Here is a 20,755-nt window from a genome sequence, read left to right as displayed (position 1 = left end):
AAATAAGATATATTTGTATATGCGCTTGCAATATAGCAAGGTGTGTTTACCTTTTTTTACATAAAAGACAAAATTGACAGAACTATGAGAACGATTTTTATTTTTTTGGCGATCTGCTACACCCATTTTGCCACCGCCCAAATTGTGAATATCCCCGACCCAGATTTCAAAAACGCCCTTTTGAACCACTACCCCGTTATTGACACCAACAACGACAACGAAATACAGGTGGCAGAGGCGGAGGCGGTAGATTCTTTGTATTTATACAATAAAAGTATTTCAAATTTAACAGGTATTGAGGCTTTTGTGAATTTGCAAAAATTAGGTTGTTATTATAATCAACTGAGTAGTTTGGATGTTTCCAATTTAATCAATTTGCAATATTTAGATTGTTCTTCTAATCAACTGAATAATTTAGAGTTATCCAATTTGCCCAATTTGCAACATTTATCTTGTTATTCTAATGAACTGACGAGTTTAGATGTATCTGATTTAATCAATTTACAAGAATTATCTTGTTGGGGTAATGAACTGACGAGTTTAGATGTATCTGATTTAATCAATTTACAAGAATTATCTTGTTGGGGTAATCAACTGAGTAGTTTAGAGGTATCTAATTTAGTCAATTTGCAACATTTATTTTGTTCTTCTAATCAACTGAGTAGTTTAGAGGTATCTAATTTACCCAATTTGCAATATTTATTTTGTTCTTTTAATCAACTGAGTAGTTTAGAGGTAGCTGATTTACCCAATTTGAAAAAATTAGACTGTGATTATAATGACCTGACGAGTTTAGAGGTAGCTGATTTACCCAATTTGCAACATTTATCTTGTTATCATAATGGCCTGACGAGTTTAGATGTGTCTAATTTAGTCAATTTGCAAACTTTATGGTGCGCATATAATCAAATGACAAGTTTAGATGTATCTGGTTTAACCAATTTGCAACATTTAGATTGTACTTGGAATGACCTGACAAGTTTAGATGTATCTGGTTTAACCAATTTGCAACATTTAGATTGTACTTGGAATGACCTGACAAGTTTAGATGTATCTGGTTTAACCAATTTGCAACATTTAGATTGTACTTGGAATGACCTGACAAGTTTAGACGTTTCTGCTTTAAGCAATTTGCAAAATTTATCGTGTAATGGTAATCAACTGAGCAGCTTATTGATAAAAAATGGCAGAAATGAAGGTGAGTTATAATTTTATGATAACCCCAATCTCGCCTATATCTGCTGCGATGCAAGTCAATTAGCAAGTGTAAAAAATATAGCAATACAAAATGGCTTAAGCAACTGCCAAATTAATACTTATTGCTCTTTTGAATTGGGTGGTAATTACAATACTATTTCGGGTAATATTGTTTTAGATACAAATAACAATGGTTGCGATGAAAATGATGCGCCTTTGAATTATCAAATTATACAAATTGAAGATAGTGAAGAAAGCGGTTATATTACTTCTGATAATTTGGGAAGCTATGAATTATATTGTGGTAAGGATACTTATACTTTGCAGCCCTTCTTTGAAAATCCTTATTTCATCACACCCTCAGCAGTTATAAGTTTTGATACAATAAACAGTATTATCACCACCCAAAATTTCTGCATCACCGCCAACGGCACGCACCACGATTTGGAAATTACGCTTATTCCTACTTTGGGTGCTGCCCGCCCGGGTTTTGATGCCAACTATCAAATCACCTACAAAAACAAAGGCACACAAACCGAAAATGGTAGTATTTACCTCCAATTTGACGACAGCGTAGTGAATTTTGTGTCAGCTTCGCCCACCGTGGTAGCCCAAAGCGACAGCCTCCTCACTTGGAGTTTCGCCGATTTGCAGCCTTTTGAAAGCCGCAGTATTAACCTCACACTCAACCTCAATTCTCCTCAGGAAATCCCTGCGCTGAATGGCGGCGATGAAATTACTTTTCTGGCATACATCAATTATCCGCAAACAGACGAAACACCCGAAGACAACAGTTCCGCTTTGCGCCAAACTGTCGTCAATTCCTTTGACCCTAATGACAAAACCTGCTTGCAAGGCTCTCAAATTGAGGTAAAAAACATAGACGATTACCTGCATTACGTCATTCGTTTTCAGAATACGGGCAGTGCCGAAGCCATTCAAGTAGTGGTGAAAGATGAGTTGGCGGATAATTTGGATATTTCCACTTTTCAAATGGTGGCGGCGAGCCACGATTATCGCTTGCGCTTGGAAAACCGCACCTTGGAAGTATTTTTTGAGAACATCAACTTGCCCGACAGTACCGCCAACGAGCCGGAAAGTCACGGATTTGTGGCGTTCAAAATCAAAGCCGCCGACAGTGTGACAATAGGCAGCCAACTCAAAAACACCGCCGAAATTTATTTTGACTACAATTTCCCGATTGTAACGAATACGACCGAAACCGCCGTGATAGAAGACCAACCCGAAATTATCGGTTTTGAAGCCATCAACGCCCCTGACTTATTCCAAATTTCGCCCAACCCCGCCAGCGATTTCATCACGCTCAACAGCAGCAAGATAATAGAGAGCGTAGAGATTTACGATGCGGCGGGACGGTTACGTTTAGTGCAAAAAGGCATTGATAATCAAGTAGATGTGCGGCATTTGGCGAGTGGCAGTTATTTTATAAAAGCACAAATTCAAGGAAGAAATTATATTCATCATTTTACAAAACGCTAAAACTATGAGAACGATTTTTATTTTTTTGGCGATAGAATTGCGTAAAAATAAAAGCCGTAATATATAAGTTTTAAAAAAATAAGATATATTTGTAATGCGCTTGCAATATAGCAAGGTGTGTTTACCTTTTTTAACATAAAAAAACAAAATTGACAGAACTATGAGAACAATTTTTATTTTTTTGGCGATCTGCTACACGCATTTTGCCACCGCCCAAATTGTGAATATCCCCGACCCAAATTTCAAAAACGCCCTTTTGAGCCACAACCCCGCCATTGACACCAACAGCGATAACGAAATACAAGTGGCAGAAGCCGAGGCAACGGATTCTTTGTATTTATTTAATAAGAATATTACAGATTTAATGGGTATTGAGGCTTTTTTAAATTTACAACATTTGAATTGTTTAGGAAATGAACTAACGATTTTAGACGTATCTGATTTGCTCAATTTACAACATTTAGATTGTGGTTATAATCAACTGACGAGTTTAGACGTATCTGATTTAGTTAATTTAGAATATTTAAGGTGCTCTTCTAACCAACTGACGAGTTTGGTGGTATCTGATTTACCCAATTTGCAAAGTTTATGGTGTTGGAGTAATCAATTAACAAGTTTAACATTAGCTAATTTACCTAATTTACAAAAATTAGCTTGTTCTTCTAATCAACTTACAAGTTTAGAAGTAGCAAACTTGCCCAATTTGCAAAGTTTACATTGTTATCAAAATCAATTCACGAGTTTGGCATTGAATGATTTTCCCAATTTGCAAGATATAGATTGCTCTCACAATGAACTGACGAGTTTAAATATTGCTGATTTAATCAATTTGCAAAGTTTAGATTGTAGTAATAATCAATTCACGAGCTTGGCATTGAATGATTTTCCCAATTTGCAAGATGTAAATTGCTCTTACAATGAACTGACGAATTTAAATATTTCTAATTTAATCAATTTGCAAAGTTTAAATTGTCTTTCTAATCAACTGACGAGTTTGGCATTGAATGATTTTCCCAATTTGCAAGATGTAGATTGCTCTTACAATCAACTGACGAGTTTAAATATTGCTGATTTAATCAATTTGCAAGATGTAGATTGCTCTTACAATCAACTGACGAGTTTAAATATTGCTGATTTAATCAATTTACAGTATTTAGATTGTGGTGATAATCAACTGACGAGTTTAGAGGTAGCTGATTTAATCAATTTACAAGAATTATCTTGTTATTCTAATCAATTAACGAGTTTAGATGCATCTAATTTGGTCAATTTGCAAGGTTTGGATTGTTCTCATAATCAACTTACGAGTTTGTTTATAAAGAATGGTTCAGACCAAAGAAATATGGAACAGTGGGACGATTGGATTGGTTGTGCGTGGATAGAGCAAGAATTAAATTTTTCTAATAATCCCAACCTGTCCTATATCTGTTGTGATGCTTTTGAACTAGAAGAAGGAGATAGTGTTGAATATGATTATTGGGGCTACAAAAAGTATGGTATTTATCACGATTTAACAAGTAACTGCCAAGTAAATACCTATTGCTATTTTGAGCCGGGTGGTATTTATAATACCATCTCGGGTAATATTATTTTGGATACAGATAATAATGGCTGTGATGAAAATGATGTTCTGTTTGCTCATCAACTTATAAAAAATGATAGTGGAGAGGAAAGCGGTTATGCAGTTTGTGATAATTTAGGAAATTATGAGTTATATTGTAATACGGGTACTTATACTTTACAGCCTGTTTTTGAAAATCCCTATTTCATCACACCTTCGGCGGTGCTAAGTTTTGATACTACCAACAACCTCATCACTACCCAAAATTTCTGCATCACCGCCAACGGCACGCACCACGATTTGGAAATTACGTTCCATCCGCTAAATTCTGCCCGCCCGGATTTTGATGCAAAGTATAAAATTATCTGTAGAAACAAAGGCAACCAAAAAGAAAGCGGTAGTATTTACCTTCAATTTGACGACAGCGTATTGGATTTTGTGTCAGCTTCGCCCACACTTGCCGCCCAAAGCGACAGCCTCCTCACTTGGAGTTTCGCCAACTTACAGCCCTTTGAAAGCCGCAGTATTAACCTCACACTCAACCTCAATTCGCCGCAAGAAACACCGCCTCTGAACATCGGAGATGTTTTGAATTTTCTGGCATACAGCGATTATCCACAAACAGACGAAACCCCCAACGACAATAATTCTACATTTAATCAAACAGTCGTCGATTCTTACGACCCCAACGACAAAACTTGCTTGCAAGGTTCTCAAATTGATGTAAAAAATATAGACGATTACCTGCATTACGTCATTCGTTTTCAAAATACAGGCAGTGCGGAGGCAATACAGGTGGTGGTGAAAGATGAGTTGGCGGATAATTTGGATATTTCTACTTTCCAGATGGTGGCGGCGAGCCACGATTATCGCCTCCGCTTGGAAAACCGCATCTTGGAAGTATTTTTTGAGAACATCAACCTGCCGGACAGCACCACCAACGAGCCGGAAAGTCACGGTTTTGTGGCGTTCAAAATCAAAGCCGCCGACAGTGTGGCAATAGGCAGCCAACTCAAAAACACTGCCGAAATTTATTTTGATTACAATTTTCCGATTGTAACGAATACGACCGAAACTGCCGTGATAGAACTGTCACCTTTGTCGGTGGATTGGTTATATTTCAGAGGCAAGCGTGCAGTGGCGGCAAATATTTTGGAGTGGGCGACGGCGGCGGAGTATGCGAGTGATTTTTTTGAGGTACAGCGCAGCGCAGACGGTGGGAGTTGGTCGGTGATTGGGAAAGTGGCGGCGGCGGGCAAGGCGCATAGCTACACTTTCAGCGATGCGCAGCCTTTGTCGGGCTTGAATTACTATCGTTTGCGGCAGCAAAACAGAGATGGCACAGATGATTTTTCGCAGATGTTGGTGATAGGCGGCGATGCGGCAGATACACACATTTTTATTTCACCCAACCCCGCCGGCGATTTCATCACACTCAACAGCAGCGAGATAATAGAAAGCGTAGAAATTTACGATGCGGCGGGACGCTTACGCTTGGCGCAAAAAGGTGTTGCTCATCAGATAGATGTGCGGAATTTGGCGAGTGGAATTTACACCATAAAAGTAAAAATACAGAACAAAGCAATCGAGCAAAATTTTATAAAACAATAAACCGCCGACTGCGGCAGTCTGTACGCTTTTTTTAAGAGAAATATTGATAAGCTATCCAGGCAGAAATATAGGCGACAAGGCTCATAAAAACAAACTGTGCCAAAGGGTAAAAAATACTGCGTGTTTCGCGATACACTACGGCTATTGTGCTCATACATTGCAGTGCAAATACATAAAAAACCAACAACGACATACAAACCGGTATCGTAAAAAACGGCTCTCCGCTTTGTGGGTTTTTCTCATTTTGCAGTCGTTGCCGCAGTTGGAGGGTGTCATCGTCTTCGTAGTTCACGCTGTAAATAGTTGCCATCGTACCCACAAATACTTCTCTTGCCGCAAAGGAGGTGAGTAGAGCAATGCCGATTTTCCAGTCGAAGCCCAAAGGCTGTATGGCAGGCTCTATCCATTTGCCCAAATGCCCGATATAAGACGCTTCCAAAGATTTGGAGCTGATATACACTTCTTTATCTACTTTTTCTTTTAATTCAGAAGAGGCATTCCAGATTTGTTCGGCTTCGGCGGCGGCTTCCTGCATACGGTTGCCGGGACCATAAGCTGTACCCACCCACAAGATCACCGAAATGACCAAAATGATTTTTCCCGCTTCCCACACAAATATTTTTACCTTATTAAACACATTAATCAACACGTTGCCGATTTGCGGCAGGCGATAGGTGGGCAATTCAAGGGCTAAATAACTAAAATCGCGGCTTTTTACAATTTTTTTCAGCACCCACGAAGCAAATAGAGCCGCTACAACACCCAAAAAATAAAGCCCGAACATCACCATTCCCTGCACATTAAAACCTGCCCATTTTTGCTCTGCCGGAATAATGAGTGCAATGAGCATCGTATATACAGGAATACGCGCCGAACAACTGATAAAAGGTGTGACCAAAATGGTAATCAGTCGCTCTTTGCTATTGGAGATGGTGCGTGTACTCATAATAGCGGGCACAGCGCAAGCCATACCCGACATCAAAGCTACAATACTGCGTCCGTTCATTCCGAAGCGGCGCATAAAATAGTCGGATAAATACACCGCCCGCGCCATATAACCGATTTCTTCGAGTAAAGACAAAAAAGCAAACAAGAGCGCAATTTGCGGCACAAATACCAAAATACCGCTCAAACCCGACAAAATACCGTCTGTCAGTAAATCGCGCAGCCAATGTGCAGGTATTTTGTTTTTTATGGTTTGATTAATCCATTCAAAACTCCCCTCTATCCAGTCCATCGGATATTGCGCCCAACTGAAAATCGCCTGAAATATCAAAAATAATACACCTAAAAATATCAAAATACCCGCAACGGGGTGTGTAAGAACGGCATCTGCTCTATCGCTCCAAGTAAGTATATTTTTTTTTGTCGCTGTTTTTTGCACTACGCGCTCTATTTTATCAAAACGCTGCATAGTTTCCTGCACCTGCCAATCTAAACTGTCAAAATGCTCTTGTTCGCACAGAGTTTGCAGTTGTTTTTGTTGGGTAGGCGGCAAAAAAGGCAATTCGGTGCGGTGGTGCAACTCCAACCACGCATGATAGTCATTGGGAGCTTGAAGCAACTGCTGTGCTGTATGCGCCAAAGGCGGAATCTGTTGCCAAAAAGTTGTTTTTTTAGAAAAAACGGACGTGGCGGCTGGTGTATAATCTTGTAAAAATGCTTTCAATGCCGCCAAACCCTCGCCACTGCGCCCATTGACAACAAATACGGGAATTTGAAACATCTGCGACAATTTTTGTTGTTGTGCAGCGATACCCTGAGCATCATCAGCCAAATCTCCCATTGTGAGGCACAATACCAAGGGCAATCCCAAATCATAAATTTGAGAAAACAACAACAAATGCCTTTCTAAATGATTAATATCGGCAACATATACAATCAGTTCGGGATAGGTCGGGTGCTGTTCGTCTAAAAGCAATTGGAGCACGAGGCGTTCATCGGGCGAAGTAGCGTGGAGGCTGTATGCGCCCGGAATATCGACAATTTTCCAAGTTTTTCCTTCTTCCAAGTGCAGGTGTCCGCTAGTTTTTTCTACCGTCACACCCGGATAGTTACCTACTTTTTGACTAAGCCCTGTAAGTTTATTAAAGAGTGAAGTTTTGCCGGAGTTGGGGTTGCCGGCAATTGCCAACCAATGAGCAGAAGACGAGGAATCGGGGTGCATAAATCAGCTGATAACAACGAAGCAAAATTTTTTTTATTCTATCACAATCAAAGCGGCTTCTTCGGCACGCAAGGCTAAGGCTTGTGAGCCTACTTTTATATACAAAGTATGCCCTCGCAAGGAGCGGCGTACCATACAGATGGGAGCTCCGGGTACACACCCCCTTTGCATCAGCACCAAAGACATATTATTTTGCTGTAAAGCGCATATACGGCTGCTTTCGCCCACCGCTAAATGATGGGCATAACGCACAAGAATAGATGTGCTGATCATTATGTTTTTTTATTTAGACTAAATTTAAACAACAAAATTACTACTTTTGCTGTAAATTCATATAATTCATCGCAAAGTTATACATAAAAAGATGTTCTTGTATGAGATATACAAGAGTTTAAAACAGAAGAATAAATTTAAAAAAATAAAATTGGTGTAACTTTGAGCGCGCCAAGCGGCGTGATTTTTGTATGATAGTATAAATTTTCTTTGAAATTCAGGATGTAAGCGGCTTTTTTAAGAGCGGAGGCATTTTGATTGAATATAAAGGTTTTATGAAAGTATTTGATATTGAATATAAAGAAAACATATCGGTAAATGCAGCAGATACGGGTACAGCCTCTTCGTGTGGTACTTCGTGCAGCACCGGTTCGTGCAACAAGCGCAATGTATATGATTGGTTGTCGGGTATTACTTACAGTGCCGAGCGCGATGCGTTTAATATTGTAGAGGTTTCTTTTAAAAAAGGCTCGCGCAAAGCCTATTATCGCAATGTATATCATCTGAACTGCATTACGGGCGACACCGTAGTAGTAGAAACACCCACCGGCTACGATGTGGGCATCATCAGTTTAAGCGGCGAGTTGGTGCGTTTGCAACTGCGCAAGCGGGGCATTCAGGAAAATTCTGACGAAGTGCTGCGTTTGTTGCGCATTGCCAACGAGCGCGACCTTGCTATTTGGGAAGAAACCCAGCAGCGCGAAAGCGAAACGATGTTGTTGGCGCGTGTTATTGCCCGCGATTTGGGTTTGGAAATGAAAATCGGAGATGTGGAATTTCAGGGCGACGGGCGCAAAGCCACATTTTACTATACTGCCGATACGCGGGTGGATTTCCGCGAACTCATCAAATTATTTGCCCGCGATTTTAAAGTAAAAATAGAAATGCGCCAAATAGGAGCGCGGCAGGAGGCTTCGCGCATCGGCGGCATTGGCACTTGCGGGCGCGAGTTGTGCTGCTCTTCGTGGATTACGGATTTCAAAACCGTTTCTACCAACGCCGCCCGCTATCAAAATTTATCCATCAACCAAATAAAATTGTCGGGACAATGCGGCAGGCTCAAATGCTGTTTGAATTATGAGCTGGATACCTATATGGACGCATTGAAAGATTTTCCGAAAGATGCCGAAATTTTGCGCACACAAAAGGGCGATGCTCGCTTGATGAAAACGGATATTTTTAAACGAAAAATGTGGTATTTTTATGCCGATGAGCCTTTTGTAGAACTGACCGTAGAACACGCTTCTTATATCAAAAATCTCAATATACGAGGTATTATTCCCGAACAATTATTTGACGAAAATAATAAAAATCTCAAAGCAGAAGCTGCACTGAGCAAAGAAAAAGTAGATTTCGCCGATGTGGTAGGGCAGGCAAGTTTGCGCTCTTTGGATAAAAGTGACAAACGTGCCAAACGCAAAGCCAAAAAAGAGCGTCAAAAACAGCAACCGCCTTTATCTGCCGACTCTACAGCCGCCGCACCTAAAATGCCGCCACCACCAAAGCAGCAGCAGCCGGATAACAACAATAACCCGAATACAAAACCGTCTCAACAACAGCAGCAGCACAACCAAAACAACAATAATAACAACCCAAATCGGCAACACAGACCCAACAATAACAATAACGAGGCAGCAAAAGATGGGCAAAAACGCCCACAGCAACAGCAGCAGCGACCTCAACAGCCGCCGCATAAAAATCATCAAAAACAGCGTCCGCCTCATAATAACGATGCCAACAATACTAAAACACCGCCTGCCGATAATCCGCCACCGCAAACCTGAAAATAAAGCGGCAACAAACATTTTGCAACCATTCGCTCTTTATTATTGTTAGTTTTTTGAAGAAAAAAACAACATTTTTTCATTGTCAAAAGTAGCATGAGGTTTCAGGATATTTTTAAGCTGGCTTTTGAGTCGGTGCGAAGCAATTTGTTGCGTTCTTCCTTGACGCTCTCCATTATTGCCATTGGCATTATGGCACTCATTGGTATTCTTACAGCGATTGATGGTATTAAATCATCTATCAGTTCCAATTTTGCGAGTTTGGGGGCAAATTCTTTTGAAATTATCCAAAAAGGCACAGGAATTCGTATCGGCGGCGGTAAGCGGCAAAAACCCTCCGCCCCTATCAGCTATGAAGAAGCCCTTGCTTTTAAAGAACGCTACCATTTTCCGGCAACGGTGTCGCTTTCTACCGAAGCCTCCTTTGCTGCTAAACTCGCTTACAACGAAGAAGCCACCAACCCGAATATTATGGTGACGGGCATTGATGAAAATTATTTAGAAGTAAGCAAATTAGATATTGCGCAGGGGCGTGCTTTTTCGGAAAATGAAGTGCGCAACGGTACTACGGTCATTGTGATAGGCGAACAAATTGCCAATAAACTTTTCAACAACAAACCCGAAAAAGCCATTGACCGCGAAATTTCTGTGAGTAGCAGGCGTTTCAGAATTATAGGAGTGCTGGCGAGCAAGGGCAGTAGTGGTATTTTCAACAGCGACAATGCCGCCTATATTCCTTTGCAGGCGGCGCGAAATTATTTTCCTTCGCCCACGCGCAACTACAATATTCGTGTGGCTCTCAAAGATGCCTATCACGTGGACGCTGCCGTTTCGGAAGCTACCGCCATTATGCGAGCCGTGCGGCGGTTGCCTTTGAGTGTACCCGATGATTTTGAATTTGAAACTAGCGACAAACTGTCGGGTATTCTCATAGACCAGCTCAAAAATATCGTATTGGCAGCTTATGTAATCGGTGGTATTACATTAGTAGGAGCAGGCATCGGATTGATGAATATCATGTTGGTGGCGGTAGCCGAGCGCACCCGCGAAATTGGCGTAAGCAAAGCCATAGGAGCAAAAAACCGCACCATACTCATACAATTTTTGAGCGAAGCCATCTTAATTTGTCAGTTGGGTGGCGTTGTAGGCATTATATTGGGTATAGCTATGGGCAATGCGGTATCAGCTTTGGTAAAAGGTCCCTTTTTAGTGCCTTGGGCTTGGATAGCGGCGGGTGTTTTTTTCTGTTTGGTAGTAGGCGTAGTTGCCGGCATTTATCCGGCTATAAAAGCCTCACGCTTAGACCCCATAGAGTCATTGCGTTATGAATAAACAGCAAAAAGCAGTATTTTATTTCAGAAGAAAAAATTATAGAATAGCAAATAATGATTAGAAACGTAAAATTTTTTAAAGTAGAGGATATTGCATTAGCAGTAGTACCCGATAACAGCGATGATTTGGAGTTGTTTTCTACCTATATTCTTAATCTCAAGGAAGAAGATTTGCAAAATGTACTTATCAGGGCGCGGGGTGTAGGTGAAATAGAAGGCAAAAATTTGCAAACCGCCACACTTACCGTGTTGTTAGAGAATGTAGCGGGTGGCACTTTTGTAAAAATAGACAGCTTTGAAAAAGAAGCCACCGCTTTGAGCAATGAATATTGGATAAGTTTTCGTCAAAACGGCTACATGTACGACAAAAAATATGTATTTGTTGCCGAAAGTATCGTCGAAGACAATTTCAGCGACCTACCTTTGATGAACTGCAAAGGCGTGATAATCCGTTAAAATTGCAAAAAATAAAAAATAATTCTACAGATCAGCCTGAATAGCAGCAGGAACAAAAGCAGAAGCATCGCCTTTGTTCATAATAATTTCGCGAACAATAGTAGAACTGATATGCGACAAATGCGGCGAACTGATTAAAAAAACGGTATCTACCTCGGTGTTGATGGCGTGATTGAGTTGGGCAATGCTTTTTTCGTAATCAAAATCGGCGGAGGAGCGCAAGCCGCGCAGCAGAAACGGAATTTTTTGTTCCCGACAAAATTCTGCCGTCAGTCCACCAAAAGCCGCCACACTCACTTTGGGTTCATCTTTAAACAATTTTTGTATCAACGCCAATCGTTTTTCGAGGCTGTAAAGCGTTTTTTTCTGCGAGTTGCTGCCAATAGCAATGACCAAGCGGTCGAAAAGTGGCAGAGCGCGTTGCACAATTTCGTAGTGTCCCAGCGTAAAAGGGTCAAAAGAACCCGGAAAAACAGCACTTCTCGGATAAGCGGTATTCATTTTTTATGAAATAAAATACAAAAATATGCAGTAAAAGTACATGTTTTTACTCGTAGCGATACCTTAGATTTTTAAATAATTAAAAAAAACTGCACCAATGTCGGATTGTTAAAATATCCCAAAAAATAAACAAAGGATAAATTTTATATAAATAAAAAAAATAAATTTTTAAAAAACTTCCAAGTGCCTCTGTTCGTAATGAGCAGGGGCATTTTTTATCGTAAATTTTAAAAAAAACTTAGCCCACAGCATTTTTAGAAAAAAGTTTTGTATAAAAATTCAAACCTAACAATATTTTTTACATAAGTTTGTAGCAGATCATTACCGAAAATATATTTTTTAAATGTTCACATTACTTGGATTAAAACATTTTTAACTTTTTAACAGATTAATTTTTTATGGCTAATCTTTGGATAAAAAAACCTTTGGGCGACTTATTGAAGGAAGCTGGCGACTCCGAAAAGGGATTGAAAAAAACCTTGGGAGCAGGTGCGCTGATTGCTTTGGGCATCGGTGCTATTATCGGGGCGGGTTTGTTTTCGATAACAGGCGGTGCTGCCGCCGCCAACGCCGGACCTGCTATTACCATCTCTTTTGTGGTGGCAGCTTTGGGCTGCTTGTTTGCCGGATTGTGCTACGCCGAATTTTCGAGTATGATTCCTATTGCGGGGAGTGCCTACACTTATTCGTATGCCACGATGGGCGAGTTTATCGCCTGGATTATCGGTTGGGATTTGGTGCTGGAATACGCAGTGGGCGCGGCTACGGTCAGTATCAGCTGGAGTCGTTATTTCGGAAAATTTATGGAAGGTTTCGATATTCACCTGCCCGAATCGCTGATGGTGGGTCCTTGGGACGGCGGAATGATTAATTTGCCGGCAGTATTTATTGTGGTAGCGATGAGCTTGATGTTGATGAAAGGCACACAAGAAAGTTCCAGATTCAATAGTTTTATTGTAATGGTAAAATTGGCGGTGGTGATTATTTTTATTGTATTGGGCTGGAGCTACATCAATTATTCCAACTATAACCCCTATATTCCCGAAAACACGGGCAACTTCGGCGAATTTGGTTTTAGCGGCATCATACGGGCAGCAGCAATTGTGTTTTTTGCCTACATCGGTTTTGATGCCGTAAGTACAGCCGCACAAGAAGCCAAAAACCCCAAAAAAGATATGCCCATCGGTATTTTGGGTTCTTTGTTGATATGTACTATTTTGTATATTTTGTTTGCATTTGTGATGACGGGGGTTGCCAATTACAAAGAATTTGCCGGAAAAGACGGCATAGCACCCGTGGCGGTAGCAATTGACCACATGGGTACCTTTGACCCTACTTCGGGCAAAATCATACCGGATTTTCCTTGGCTCAACCGTGCCATCATTATTGCAATTTTGGGCGGCTATTCTTCAGTAATTTTGGTAATGCTGCTGGGACAAACGCGCGTATTTTTCAGTATGAGCAAAGACGGTTTGTTGCCAAAAGTATTCAGCGAGATACACCCTACTTTTCGCACACCTGCCAAAAGCACTTTGTTGTTTTTGGTATTTGTGAGCCTGTTTGCAGCTTTTGTGCCCGGCAGAGTAGTGGGCGAAATGACGAGCATTGGCACCTTGCTGGCTTTTATATTGGTGTGTATAGGCGTGATGGTATTGCGCAAAACACAGCCCGATGTGCCGCGTGCTTTTAAAGTGCCGCTAATGCCCCTCACCCCGATTTTGGGCATTATCACCTGCTTGTTTATGATGGTTTTTTTACCCGGCGACACTTGGCTGCGTTTGATTGTATGGCTTTTGATTGGATTTACCATTTATTTCGGATATAGCATCAAGCATAGCAAATTGCAGAATAAAGAGCGTTTGTAATTTTTTATTAGTGTTAAAAAATAACTTTCATTTTTAACAGCAAGGCCTAATGATACGATGGTTTTTATCCGAATATCAAAAAATCAAAATTTATACTACTTCAATAACCCTCAAAATTGAGATTCATTTGTCTGAACCTTGATTTTTGCGATTAGAGGATAGAGATAGACAGTTTTTTTGTTTTTCATTCCCTTGACTCGTATTTTCGGTTTTATACGCATATTTTATCTGATTTTAGTATAATACCAAATAAATATATAAATGACACAGTGTATAAAGTCTTCCATTTTGTAATGATATGGCTCATATTAGCAATAATATCAGCCACTTTGAATGGAATTGAATCTGTAAAACAACTATGCCAAATAGATATTTGAATGGTATAATACCCAGAATTAAGGTTCAAACTAAGTGGAGTGATTTCTGAGGAGAGTTAACCGAGTTCTGAGGTAGGAGGGATACTTCCGAAGTACCCCCCTACCTCTTTGCCACCCCCTCAGATAACATGTGTATATAGTTCGAGTTATTTATATTATCCTTATAAATAAGGAATTTTTGAAAAAAAATAGCTACCTGTAGTTGCCTACTTTTGGCTATAGTAGCGCACCCCACCCCAAAAAATGCCTCCGACCCAACAATCAGGTACAAAACAGGCAAAAATAGCCAAATCTTGAAATAGCTTTACACTTTCGCGCTTTTTAAGTTGTTGTGTTGTTTCTTTTTACCCTTAAAAAAACAGTCGTATCGCTAGGTTTTTTATTTATATCATCAAGCCACAATATTCACAATGCGCCCTTTTACCAAAATAAAACGCTTCACGCCGCCGTTTGTCCATTGTTGTACTTTTTCATCGGCGAGAACGATATTTTGAGCAGCAGTTTCGTCCAAGTCCAAAGGCATTACTATTTTGGAGCGCAATTTGCCGTTAATCATAATCGGATATTCAAAATCGCTTTCTACCAAATATTGTTCGTCGAGTTCGGGAAATGCAGCGTGATGAATACTGCCCGTTTTGTCTAATTTTTGCCAAAAATATTCGGTAATAAAAGGTGCAAAAGGTGCAAGCAAACGCAGTAAAGGCTCTAAAATGGCAATTTTGTTGCATTGCAAAGCCCCCAAATCATTCACACATACCATAAAAGCACTCACACAAGTATTATGCGAAAAACGCTCAATATCCTCGCTTATTTTTTTGATGGCGCGGTGCAATATTTTCAGTTCTTCGCGGGTAGGTGCTTCATCAGAGATGCTCCATTGCTCGTTGCGCTCGAAAAGGCGGGCAAATTTGCGCAGAAACTTAGATACACCCTCTATGCCTTTGGTATCCCAGGGTTTGTGTTGTTCGATGGGACCCAAAAACATCTCAAACATACGAAAACAATCTGCTCCGTATTGCGCTATCATATCATCGGGCGAAACGGTGTTGAATTTGGATTTCGACATTTTTTCAACTTCTACACCGCATTTATATTTGCCGTTTTCCAAAATAAATTCCGCATTTGCTAAATCGGGTCGCCATTGTTTAAAAGCAACGAGGTCCAGATAATCATCTCTGTCCACTAAGTTTACCCACACATTCATCGCGCTGCACTCGTATTGATGCAGCAAACCCGCCGATACAAAAGTATTGGGCTGGTCTTTGAGGCGATACACCATATTGGAACGCCCTTGTATCATACCCTGATTGAGCAATTTTTTGAAAGGCTCTTGTGTGTGAAGATAGCCTTTGTCGCAGAGGAATTTGTGCCACATACGCGCATACAGCAAATGCCCCACAGCGTGTTCAGAACCGCCTACATAAAAGTCCACCTGCTGCCAATAGTTGAGGGCTTCGGGCGAAGCAAAAGTTTGGTCGTTTTGTGCGTCCATATAGCGCAAATAGTACCAACTGCTGCCTGCATTGCCGGGCATTGTGTCGGTTTCGCGGATAGTGCCGTTGGGTAAAAAAGCCCATTCTTTGATATGATACAAAGGAGCTTTGCCGCCGCTGGAGGAGTAATTTTGAACCGAAGGCAACTCCAAAGGCAACTCACTGACGGGAATAGGATAGGGGAGTGCATCGGCAGCTTCGGAGTGATATACAATCGGAAAAGGCTCGCCCCAAAAACGCTGTCTGCTGAAACCCGCATCGCGGAGGCGGTAGTTGATGCGCCCTTCGCCAATACCCTCTTCTTCCACTATCCGAATAACCTCTTCTATGGCGGCAGGCACTTCCATTCCGTCCAAAAAATCCGAATTTATCATCACCCCCAATTTGTCTTCAATCGTGGCATTGGGATATTTTGATTTGTCAATAATATCAACGATGGGCAAATTAAAATGCTTGGCAAAATTATAATCGCGCTCGTCATCGGCGGGTACCGCCATAATTGCTCCCGTTCCGTATCCTGCCAGCACATATTCGCTTATCCATACCGGAATCGGTTCGTCTGTGAAAGGGTGTGTCACATAAGCCCCCGTAAATACACCGCTGATTTTCTTTTCGGCTTGTCGCTCGCGCTCGGAGCGGCGTTTTACGTATGCGATATATGCTTCCACATCATTGCGCTGCTCGGCGGTGGTAATGCTGCTCACGAGTTCGTGTTCGGGAGCGAGTACCATAAATGTTACACCGAAGATAGTGTCGGGGCGGGTGGTAAATACACGCACTTTTTGCTCTGAAGGAGCGGGCAGGGTGAGGTAAAAATCAATCTCTGCTCCCTGCGATTTTCCTATCCAGTGACGTTGTTGCTCTTTGATAGATTCGCTCCATTCAATATCATTCAGCCCTTGCAGAAGCCGGTCGGCGTAGGCGGTGATGCGCAAAAACCACTGTCGCATTTTTCTGCGCTCGGCAGGAAAACCGCCGCGCTCTGAAAAACCGTCTTTTACTTCGTCGTTGGCAAGCACGCTGTTCAGCCCTTCGCACCACCACACCTCACTTTCGCCCAAATACGCCAAACGATAATGGAGTAAAACGCGCTGCTGTTCTTCTTCGCTCATTGCTTTCCATTGGGCGGCATCAAAAGAGGCAGTATCGGTGCAAGCCGCTTTGATATTTTTATTACCGTTTTGTTCAAATGCTGCAATTAAAGTAGCGATAGGTTCGGCACGGTCGCTGTTTTTGTTGTACCAACTGTCAAAAAACTGAAGAAAAATCCATTGTGTCCAACGGTAAAAATTAGGATCGGACGTATTTACTTGTCTTTCCCAGTCGAAGTTCAGCCCGATGAGTTGTAGTTGTTTTTTGTAGGTGGCAATATTTTGAGCCGTTGTAACGGCGGGGTGCTGTCCTGTTTGAATGGCGTACTGCTCGGCAGGTAAGCCGAAAGCATCAAAGCCCATCGGGTGCAATACATTAAAACCCTTCATACGTTTGTAGCGGGCATAGATGTCGGTGGCGATGTAGCCGAGTGGGTGTCCCACGTGCAATCCTGCTCCTGAAGGATAAGGAAACATATCCAAAATATAAAATTTAGGACGGCTGCTGTTGTTGTTCACACGATAAATATGATGGTTTTCCCAAAAATCGTGGCACTGTTGTTCTATTTCATTAAATTGAATATCCATAAAAAAATAAAGCGGTAAAAAAATGAGCCTTGCAGGGTTTTTTAGTAAAATGCTGTAAAGTGAATAAAAATTAAAAATAACAATTAGGCGAAGGTTTTTAAATAAATAATGTTTTATAAAATATTTAAAATCAAATTTTTATAAAAAAAACAATACGTCTTTTTTTCTTTTTGCCTCTGCCTTATAAAAAATATTTTGCGGTATCCGCTACGGGGCTAATATATATTCGTAGCCTTCAAATTTGATGATTTTAAGCGATTTGTTTTCATAAAAATCGGGTTTTGCTATCACCGAATTATTAGAAACTCCCAATAAAGAAGGTACAAAATCATAATCGCAAAAAATGCCTTTTTTATTGGCACTTGCCAGATTTTGGCTGATATTTTTTCCTTTTTTGAATAATAAATCCACAAAATAATGGGTCATATCGTAGCCTTTGCAGGCATATTCGCTCGGAAAAATATGATAACGCTGACGATAAGCTGTGCGGAAAGCGACTTGTTCGGGATTGCTTTCATCATAAAAAAATGAAGTGCTTTGATAAACTTTGAGGCTTTCCAATATTTCTAAATTCAAATTTTCCATACTGTCCCAAGTGGGCATAGTCCATAGTATCACCGAATTGCCGGATAATTTGGAGCAAATACTTTTGGCTTGTTTTTCCTCAAAAATAGCAGCTATTACAATGTTTTCTCTGCCCACTGCCAAAGCATTTTGCAAATCGGTGCTAAAAGTGGGGCTTTCTGAATTTATTTTTTTGATATTGATATAGCGATGCTCACTGACTGCCGCATTATTGAAAATCACAGATAATTCGTTGGCGGCGTTGGCATCTTGGTCGGCGTTGCTCGTGATAAGGATAATGTCGGAAGTAGTCCAGTGCTTTGAAATATAATCGTACATTGCCTTGAAATGCGAAGTGGTGGTGGGGTTGGCGTTGAAAAAATAAGGATTTTGTACAATGCCCTGCACACGCGGCGACAAAGGAGATACCATCGGCACTTTATGTTTGAGGGCAAAATCTGCCGCTACATTCAACTGTTTGGTATAAACGGGACCGATCATTAAATCGTATCGTTGCAGGGAACTGTCGGCGTTGAACAAATTTGTCACCACTTCGGGGTGTTTTCGCTGTCGAGCAAAGTAATATTGAGTTTTGCACCGCATCGCGTATTTCTTCTAATGCCATTTGTGTACCCTGCCAAAAGTCAAGAGCCAGAATAGATTTGGAATAGATAGAGTCATTGGCACTGTCCAAATTATTATACGTTATATTGAAGGGCAATAAATAAGCTATATCATACACTGATTTTTGTTGTATGAAGTCGCTTGGTTTCTGAGGTTCGGTCTTTACGGTATCTTTTTTGCCGATGGGCGGAGCTACTATTACTGGTGGGGTGGGTTTTTCTTCGGAAACAGGCGGCGGTGGCGGTGTTTCGGGTTCTGTCACAATTACTACATCTTCATAGTCGGTGGGCGTTTTGCGTGTCAAAAAGCAACCACTTTCTACACACAACAGCAGCAACAAAGCTGTATAAATATATTGTTTCAGCATCATTCAGGCACTTTTATTGTTGCAAGTTAATGAAACTTGTTGTAATAAACAGGGTGCTGTCTATGGGCAGCTATTTTTACAAAGATTTTATAGTTTTGATGATTTCGGCGCGCCATTTGGATAAATTGCTCATTTCTACCGGATTTCCAAAATTGCTTTTTATCAGCAATTTGCCTCGCTGCCGCAACAGTATCAGTTGGGGAAATACATACAATGACATATAACCGCAGGCTGCCAGTATAAATAGCAGCAGCACTGCTTTTAATATTCCTGTTTTGGCACTGAGTATCAATAAGATAATGACATAATAAATAGAATAAAAAGCGTTAATCCTACAAAACGCACCGAATTTTCGTATTCTATTACATTTTTAAATGTCCGTTTGGCTAAAGCATCTGCCAACAAAAAAGGCGGCGCATTGAACATTGCTCCTATGACGGCGGGTATTGCCAAAGGTGCTATTAATCCTTCTATCCACAAACTTTTGTCTTTCATTTTTACGGCTTCATCGCTTACTTGCAGGCGTTCCAATTGTTGCCAATACAACTCGGCTTGCGTATTTAATTGCTGATATGCAACGGGGTTATTGAGGTATAAATTGGAAATACCTTTACACAGTTTTTGTTCGGCAAGCAGTCGCGCTTTTTGATGTTGCAACCAAGGGAGGGCATAAATGTGCAGCTCATTGCGGAGCAGCGGCAGCAGCCTTTCAACGAGGATTTCGGTGTCGGGCTGCTCAATAATAATCAGGTTTTCGGCGAGTGCTTCGCTGAGTTGCTGGTTGAATTTGCGAAAGGCTACCGCCATATTTTGCTCAAAATCGCCGCGAAAATCGGCAACAGCAATACTCTTTCCGAAATGCACCATCGCTTCGCTGCGTATTTGATTGCCATAAGTGTAGTTGATAGATACCGGAATTACCTGCAAGCCCAGCTCAAAATTTTTGGCAGATTCGGCGGCAAAAGCTATACGCGCTGTTCCTTTGCGCAAAGGGCGCAGCCGCTTTTCCATAATACAACGCGCCTCGCTAAAAATGAGTACGCTCTCGTTTTGGTGTAGAATATCCTCTACCGCCTCAAAAGTAGCCTGATTATTGCCCAATTGTTCGCGCCCCTCCTCCATACGATACACCGGCAGCATTTTCAGCACACGAAACAAAGGCAGCCAGCGTTTTTGAAACACATCGCCGCGTGCGAGGCTGTAGGGTGGTGGCAATACCGACAAATTCACCAAAGCGGCATCAATAAACGAATTCGGGTGGTTGGCGGCAAACAAAACAGGGCGGTTTTTCGGAATATGCTCTAAACCGCTTACATAGAGTTTTTTAAACAAAATTCTGATGTGTATCCACGCCAAAAAACGCAGGAAATAATACATGCGTGCTACGCTTTTTTTTTAAAATTGA

15 protein-coding genes are annotated in these 20,755 nt (G+C 41.1%); 7 read left to right on the top strand and 8 right to left on the bottom strand.

All coding sequences use genetic code 11. The features are described from left to right. The first annotated feature begins 84 nt into the window (after window positions 1-84). The 3 genes from IPL35_03110 (at window position 85) to IPL35_03100 (ending at window position 5,869) form a co-directional block, all read left to right on the top strand. A complete protein-coding gene (locus IPL35_03110; protein ID MBK8442451.1) occupies window positions 85-1,209 on the top strand; it encodes a leucine-rich repeat domain-containing protein in 1,125 nt (374 codons plus the stop codon). 123 nt (window positions 1,210-1,332) lie between these two features. Then, a complete protein-coding gene (locus IPL35_03105) occupies window positions 1,333-2,697 on the top strand; it encodes a T9SS type A sorting domain-containing protein (GenBank protein MBK8442450.1) in 1,365 nt (454 codons plus the stop codon). Window positions 2,698-2,857: 160 nt separating this feature from the next. Continuing rightward, on the top strand, window positions 2,858-5,869 hold the full coding sequence (locus IPL35_03100; GenBank protein ID MBK8442449.1) for a leucine-rich repeat domain-containing protein: 3,012 nt from the start codon (window positions 2,858-2,860) through the stop codon (window positions 5,867-5,869). A 31-nt stretch (window positions 5,870-5,900) separates the two neighbouring features. Here IPL35_03100 and feoB read toward each other — a convergent pair whose 3' ends face one another. Then, entirely contained in the window at window positions 5,901-8,036 is a 2,136-nt protein-coding gene (gene feoB, locus IPL35_03095) for a ferrous iron transport protein B (GenBank protein ID MBK8442448.1), read from the bottom strand. Window positions 8,037-8,069: 33 nt separating this feature from the next. After that, window positions 8,070-8,309: a FeoA domain-containing protein gene (locus IPL35_03090; protein MBK8442447.1), complete on the bottom strand. Its 240-nt coding sequence runs from the start codon at window positions 8,307-8,309 to the stop codon at window positions 8,070-8,072. Window positions 8,310-8,584: 275 nt separating this feature from the next. On the opposite strand from IPL35_03090, the gene IPL35_03085 reads away from it, so the two are divergent. The 3 genes from IPL35_03085 (at window position 8,585) to IPL35_03075 (ending at window position 11,880) form a co-directional block, all read left to right on the top strand. After that, entirely contained in the window at window positions 8,585-10,093 is a 1,509-nt protein-coding gene (locus IPL35_03085) for a hypothetical protein (GenBank protein MBK8442446.1), read from the top strand. Between the two features lie 96 nt (window positions 10,094-10,189). Next, a complete protein-coding gene (locus IPL35_03080; protein ID MBK8442445.1) occupies window positions 10,190-11,425 on the top strand; it encodes an ABC transporter permease in 1,236 nt (411 codons plus the stop codon). A gap of 53 nt (window positions 11,426-11,478) precedes the next feature. Further along, complete coding sequence (locus tag IPL35_03075; protein MBK8442444.1) at window positions 11,479-11,880, top strand: hypothetical protein; 402 nt, start codon at window positions 11,479-11,481, stop codon at window positions 11,878-11,880. Window positions 11,881-11,904: 24 nt separating this feature from the next. Here IPL35_03075 and coaD read toward each other — a convergent pair whose 3' ends face one another. Next, window positions 11,905-12,381 (bottom strand): pantetheine-phosphate adenylyltransferase, encoded by a 477-nt coding sequence (gene coaD / locus IPL35_03070; protein ID MBK8442443.1) that lies wholly within the window; start codon window positions 12,379-12,381, stop codon window positions 11,905-11,907. 398 nt (window positions 12,382-12,779) lie between these two features. On the opposite strand from coaD, the gene IPL35_03065 reads away from it, so the two are divergent. Beyond that, window positions 12,780-14,246 (top strand): amino acid permease, encoded by a 1,467-nt coding sequence (locus tag IPL35_03065; GenBank protein MBK8442442.1) that lies wholly within the window; start codon window positions 12,780-12,782, stop codon window positions 14,244-14,246. A gap of 768 nt (window positions 14,247-15,014) precedes the next feature. Here the strand turns inward: IPL35_03065 and IPL35_03060 are convergent. The 5 genes from IPL35_03060 to IPL35_03040 all read right to left on the bottom strand — a co-directional run bounded on the left by IPL35_03060 (window position 15,015) and on the right by IPL35_03040 (window position 20,727). Further along, window positions 15,015-17,795 (bottom strand): leucine--tRNA ligase, encoded by a 2,781-nt coding sequence (locus IPL35_03060; protein MBK8442441.1) that lies wholly within the window; start codon window positions 17,793-17,795, stop codon window positions 15,015-15,017. A 207-nt stretch (window positions 17,796-18,002) separates the two neighbouring features. Further along, window positions 18,003-18,911, bottom strand: coding sequence for an amino acid ABC transporter substrate-binding protein (locus IPL35_03055; GenBank protein ID MBK8442440.1), 909 nt, complete (start codon window positions 18,909-18,911; stop codon window positions 18,003-18,005). Further along, window positions 18,799-19,353, bottom strand: a complete 555-nt coding sequence (locus IPL35_03050; GenBank protein MBK8442439.1) for a hypothetical protein — start codon at window positions 19,351-19,353, stop codon at window positions 18,799-18,801. Before IPL35_03050 ends, IPL35_03055 begins: the two co-directional genes overlap by 113 nt. A gap of 73 nt (window positions 19,354-19,426) precedes the next feature. Beyond that, complete coding sequence (locus IPL35_03045; protein MBK8442438.1) at window positions 19,427-19,606, bottom strand: hypothetical protein; 180 nt, start codon at window positions 19,604-19,606, stop codon at window positions 19,427-19,429. Window positions 19,607-19,638: 32 nt separating this feature from the next. Then, entirely contained in the window at window positions 19,639-20,727 is a 1,089-nt protein-coding gene (locus tag IPL35_03040; GenBank protein MBK8442437.1) for a 1-acyl-sn-glycerol-3-phosphate acyltransferase, read from the bottom strand. Window positions 20,728-20,755 lie beyond the last annotated feature (28 nt).

The organism is Sphingobacteriales bacterium (assembly GCA_016711285.1).
In the GTDB taxonomy this organism is placed as follows: Bacteria; Bacteroidota; Bacteroidia; order Chitinophagales; family UBA2359; genus JADJTG01.
Note: the sequence above shows the minus strand (reverse complement) of the source record. Positions and strands in the feature narration are given on the sequence as shown.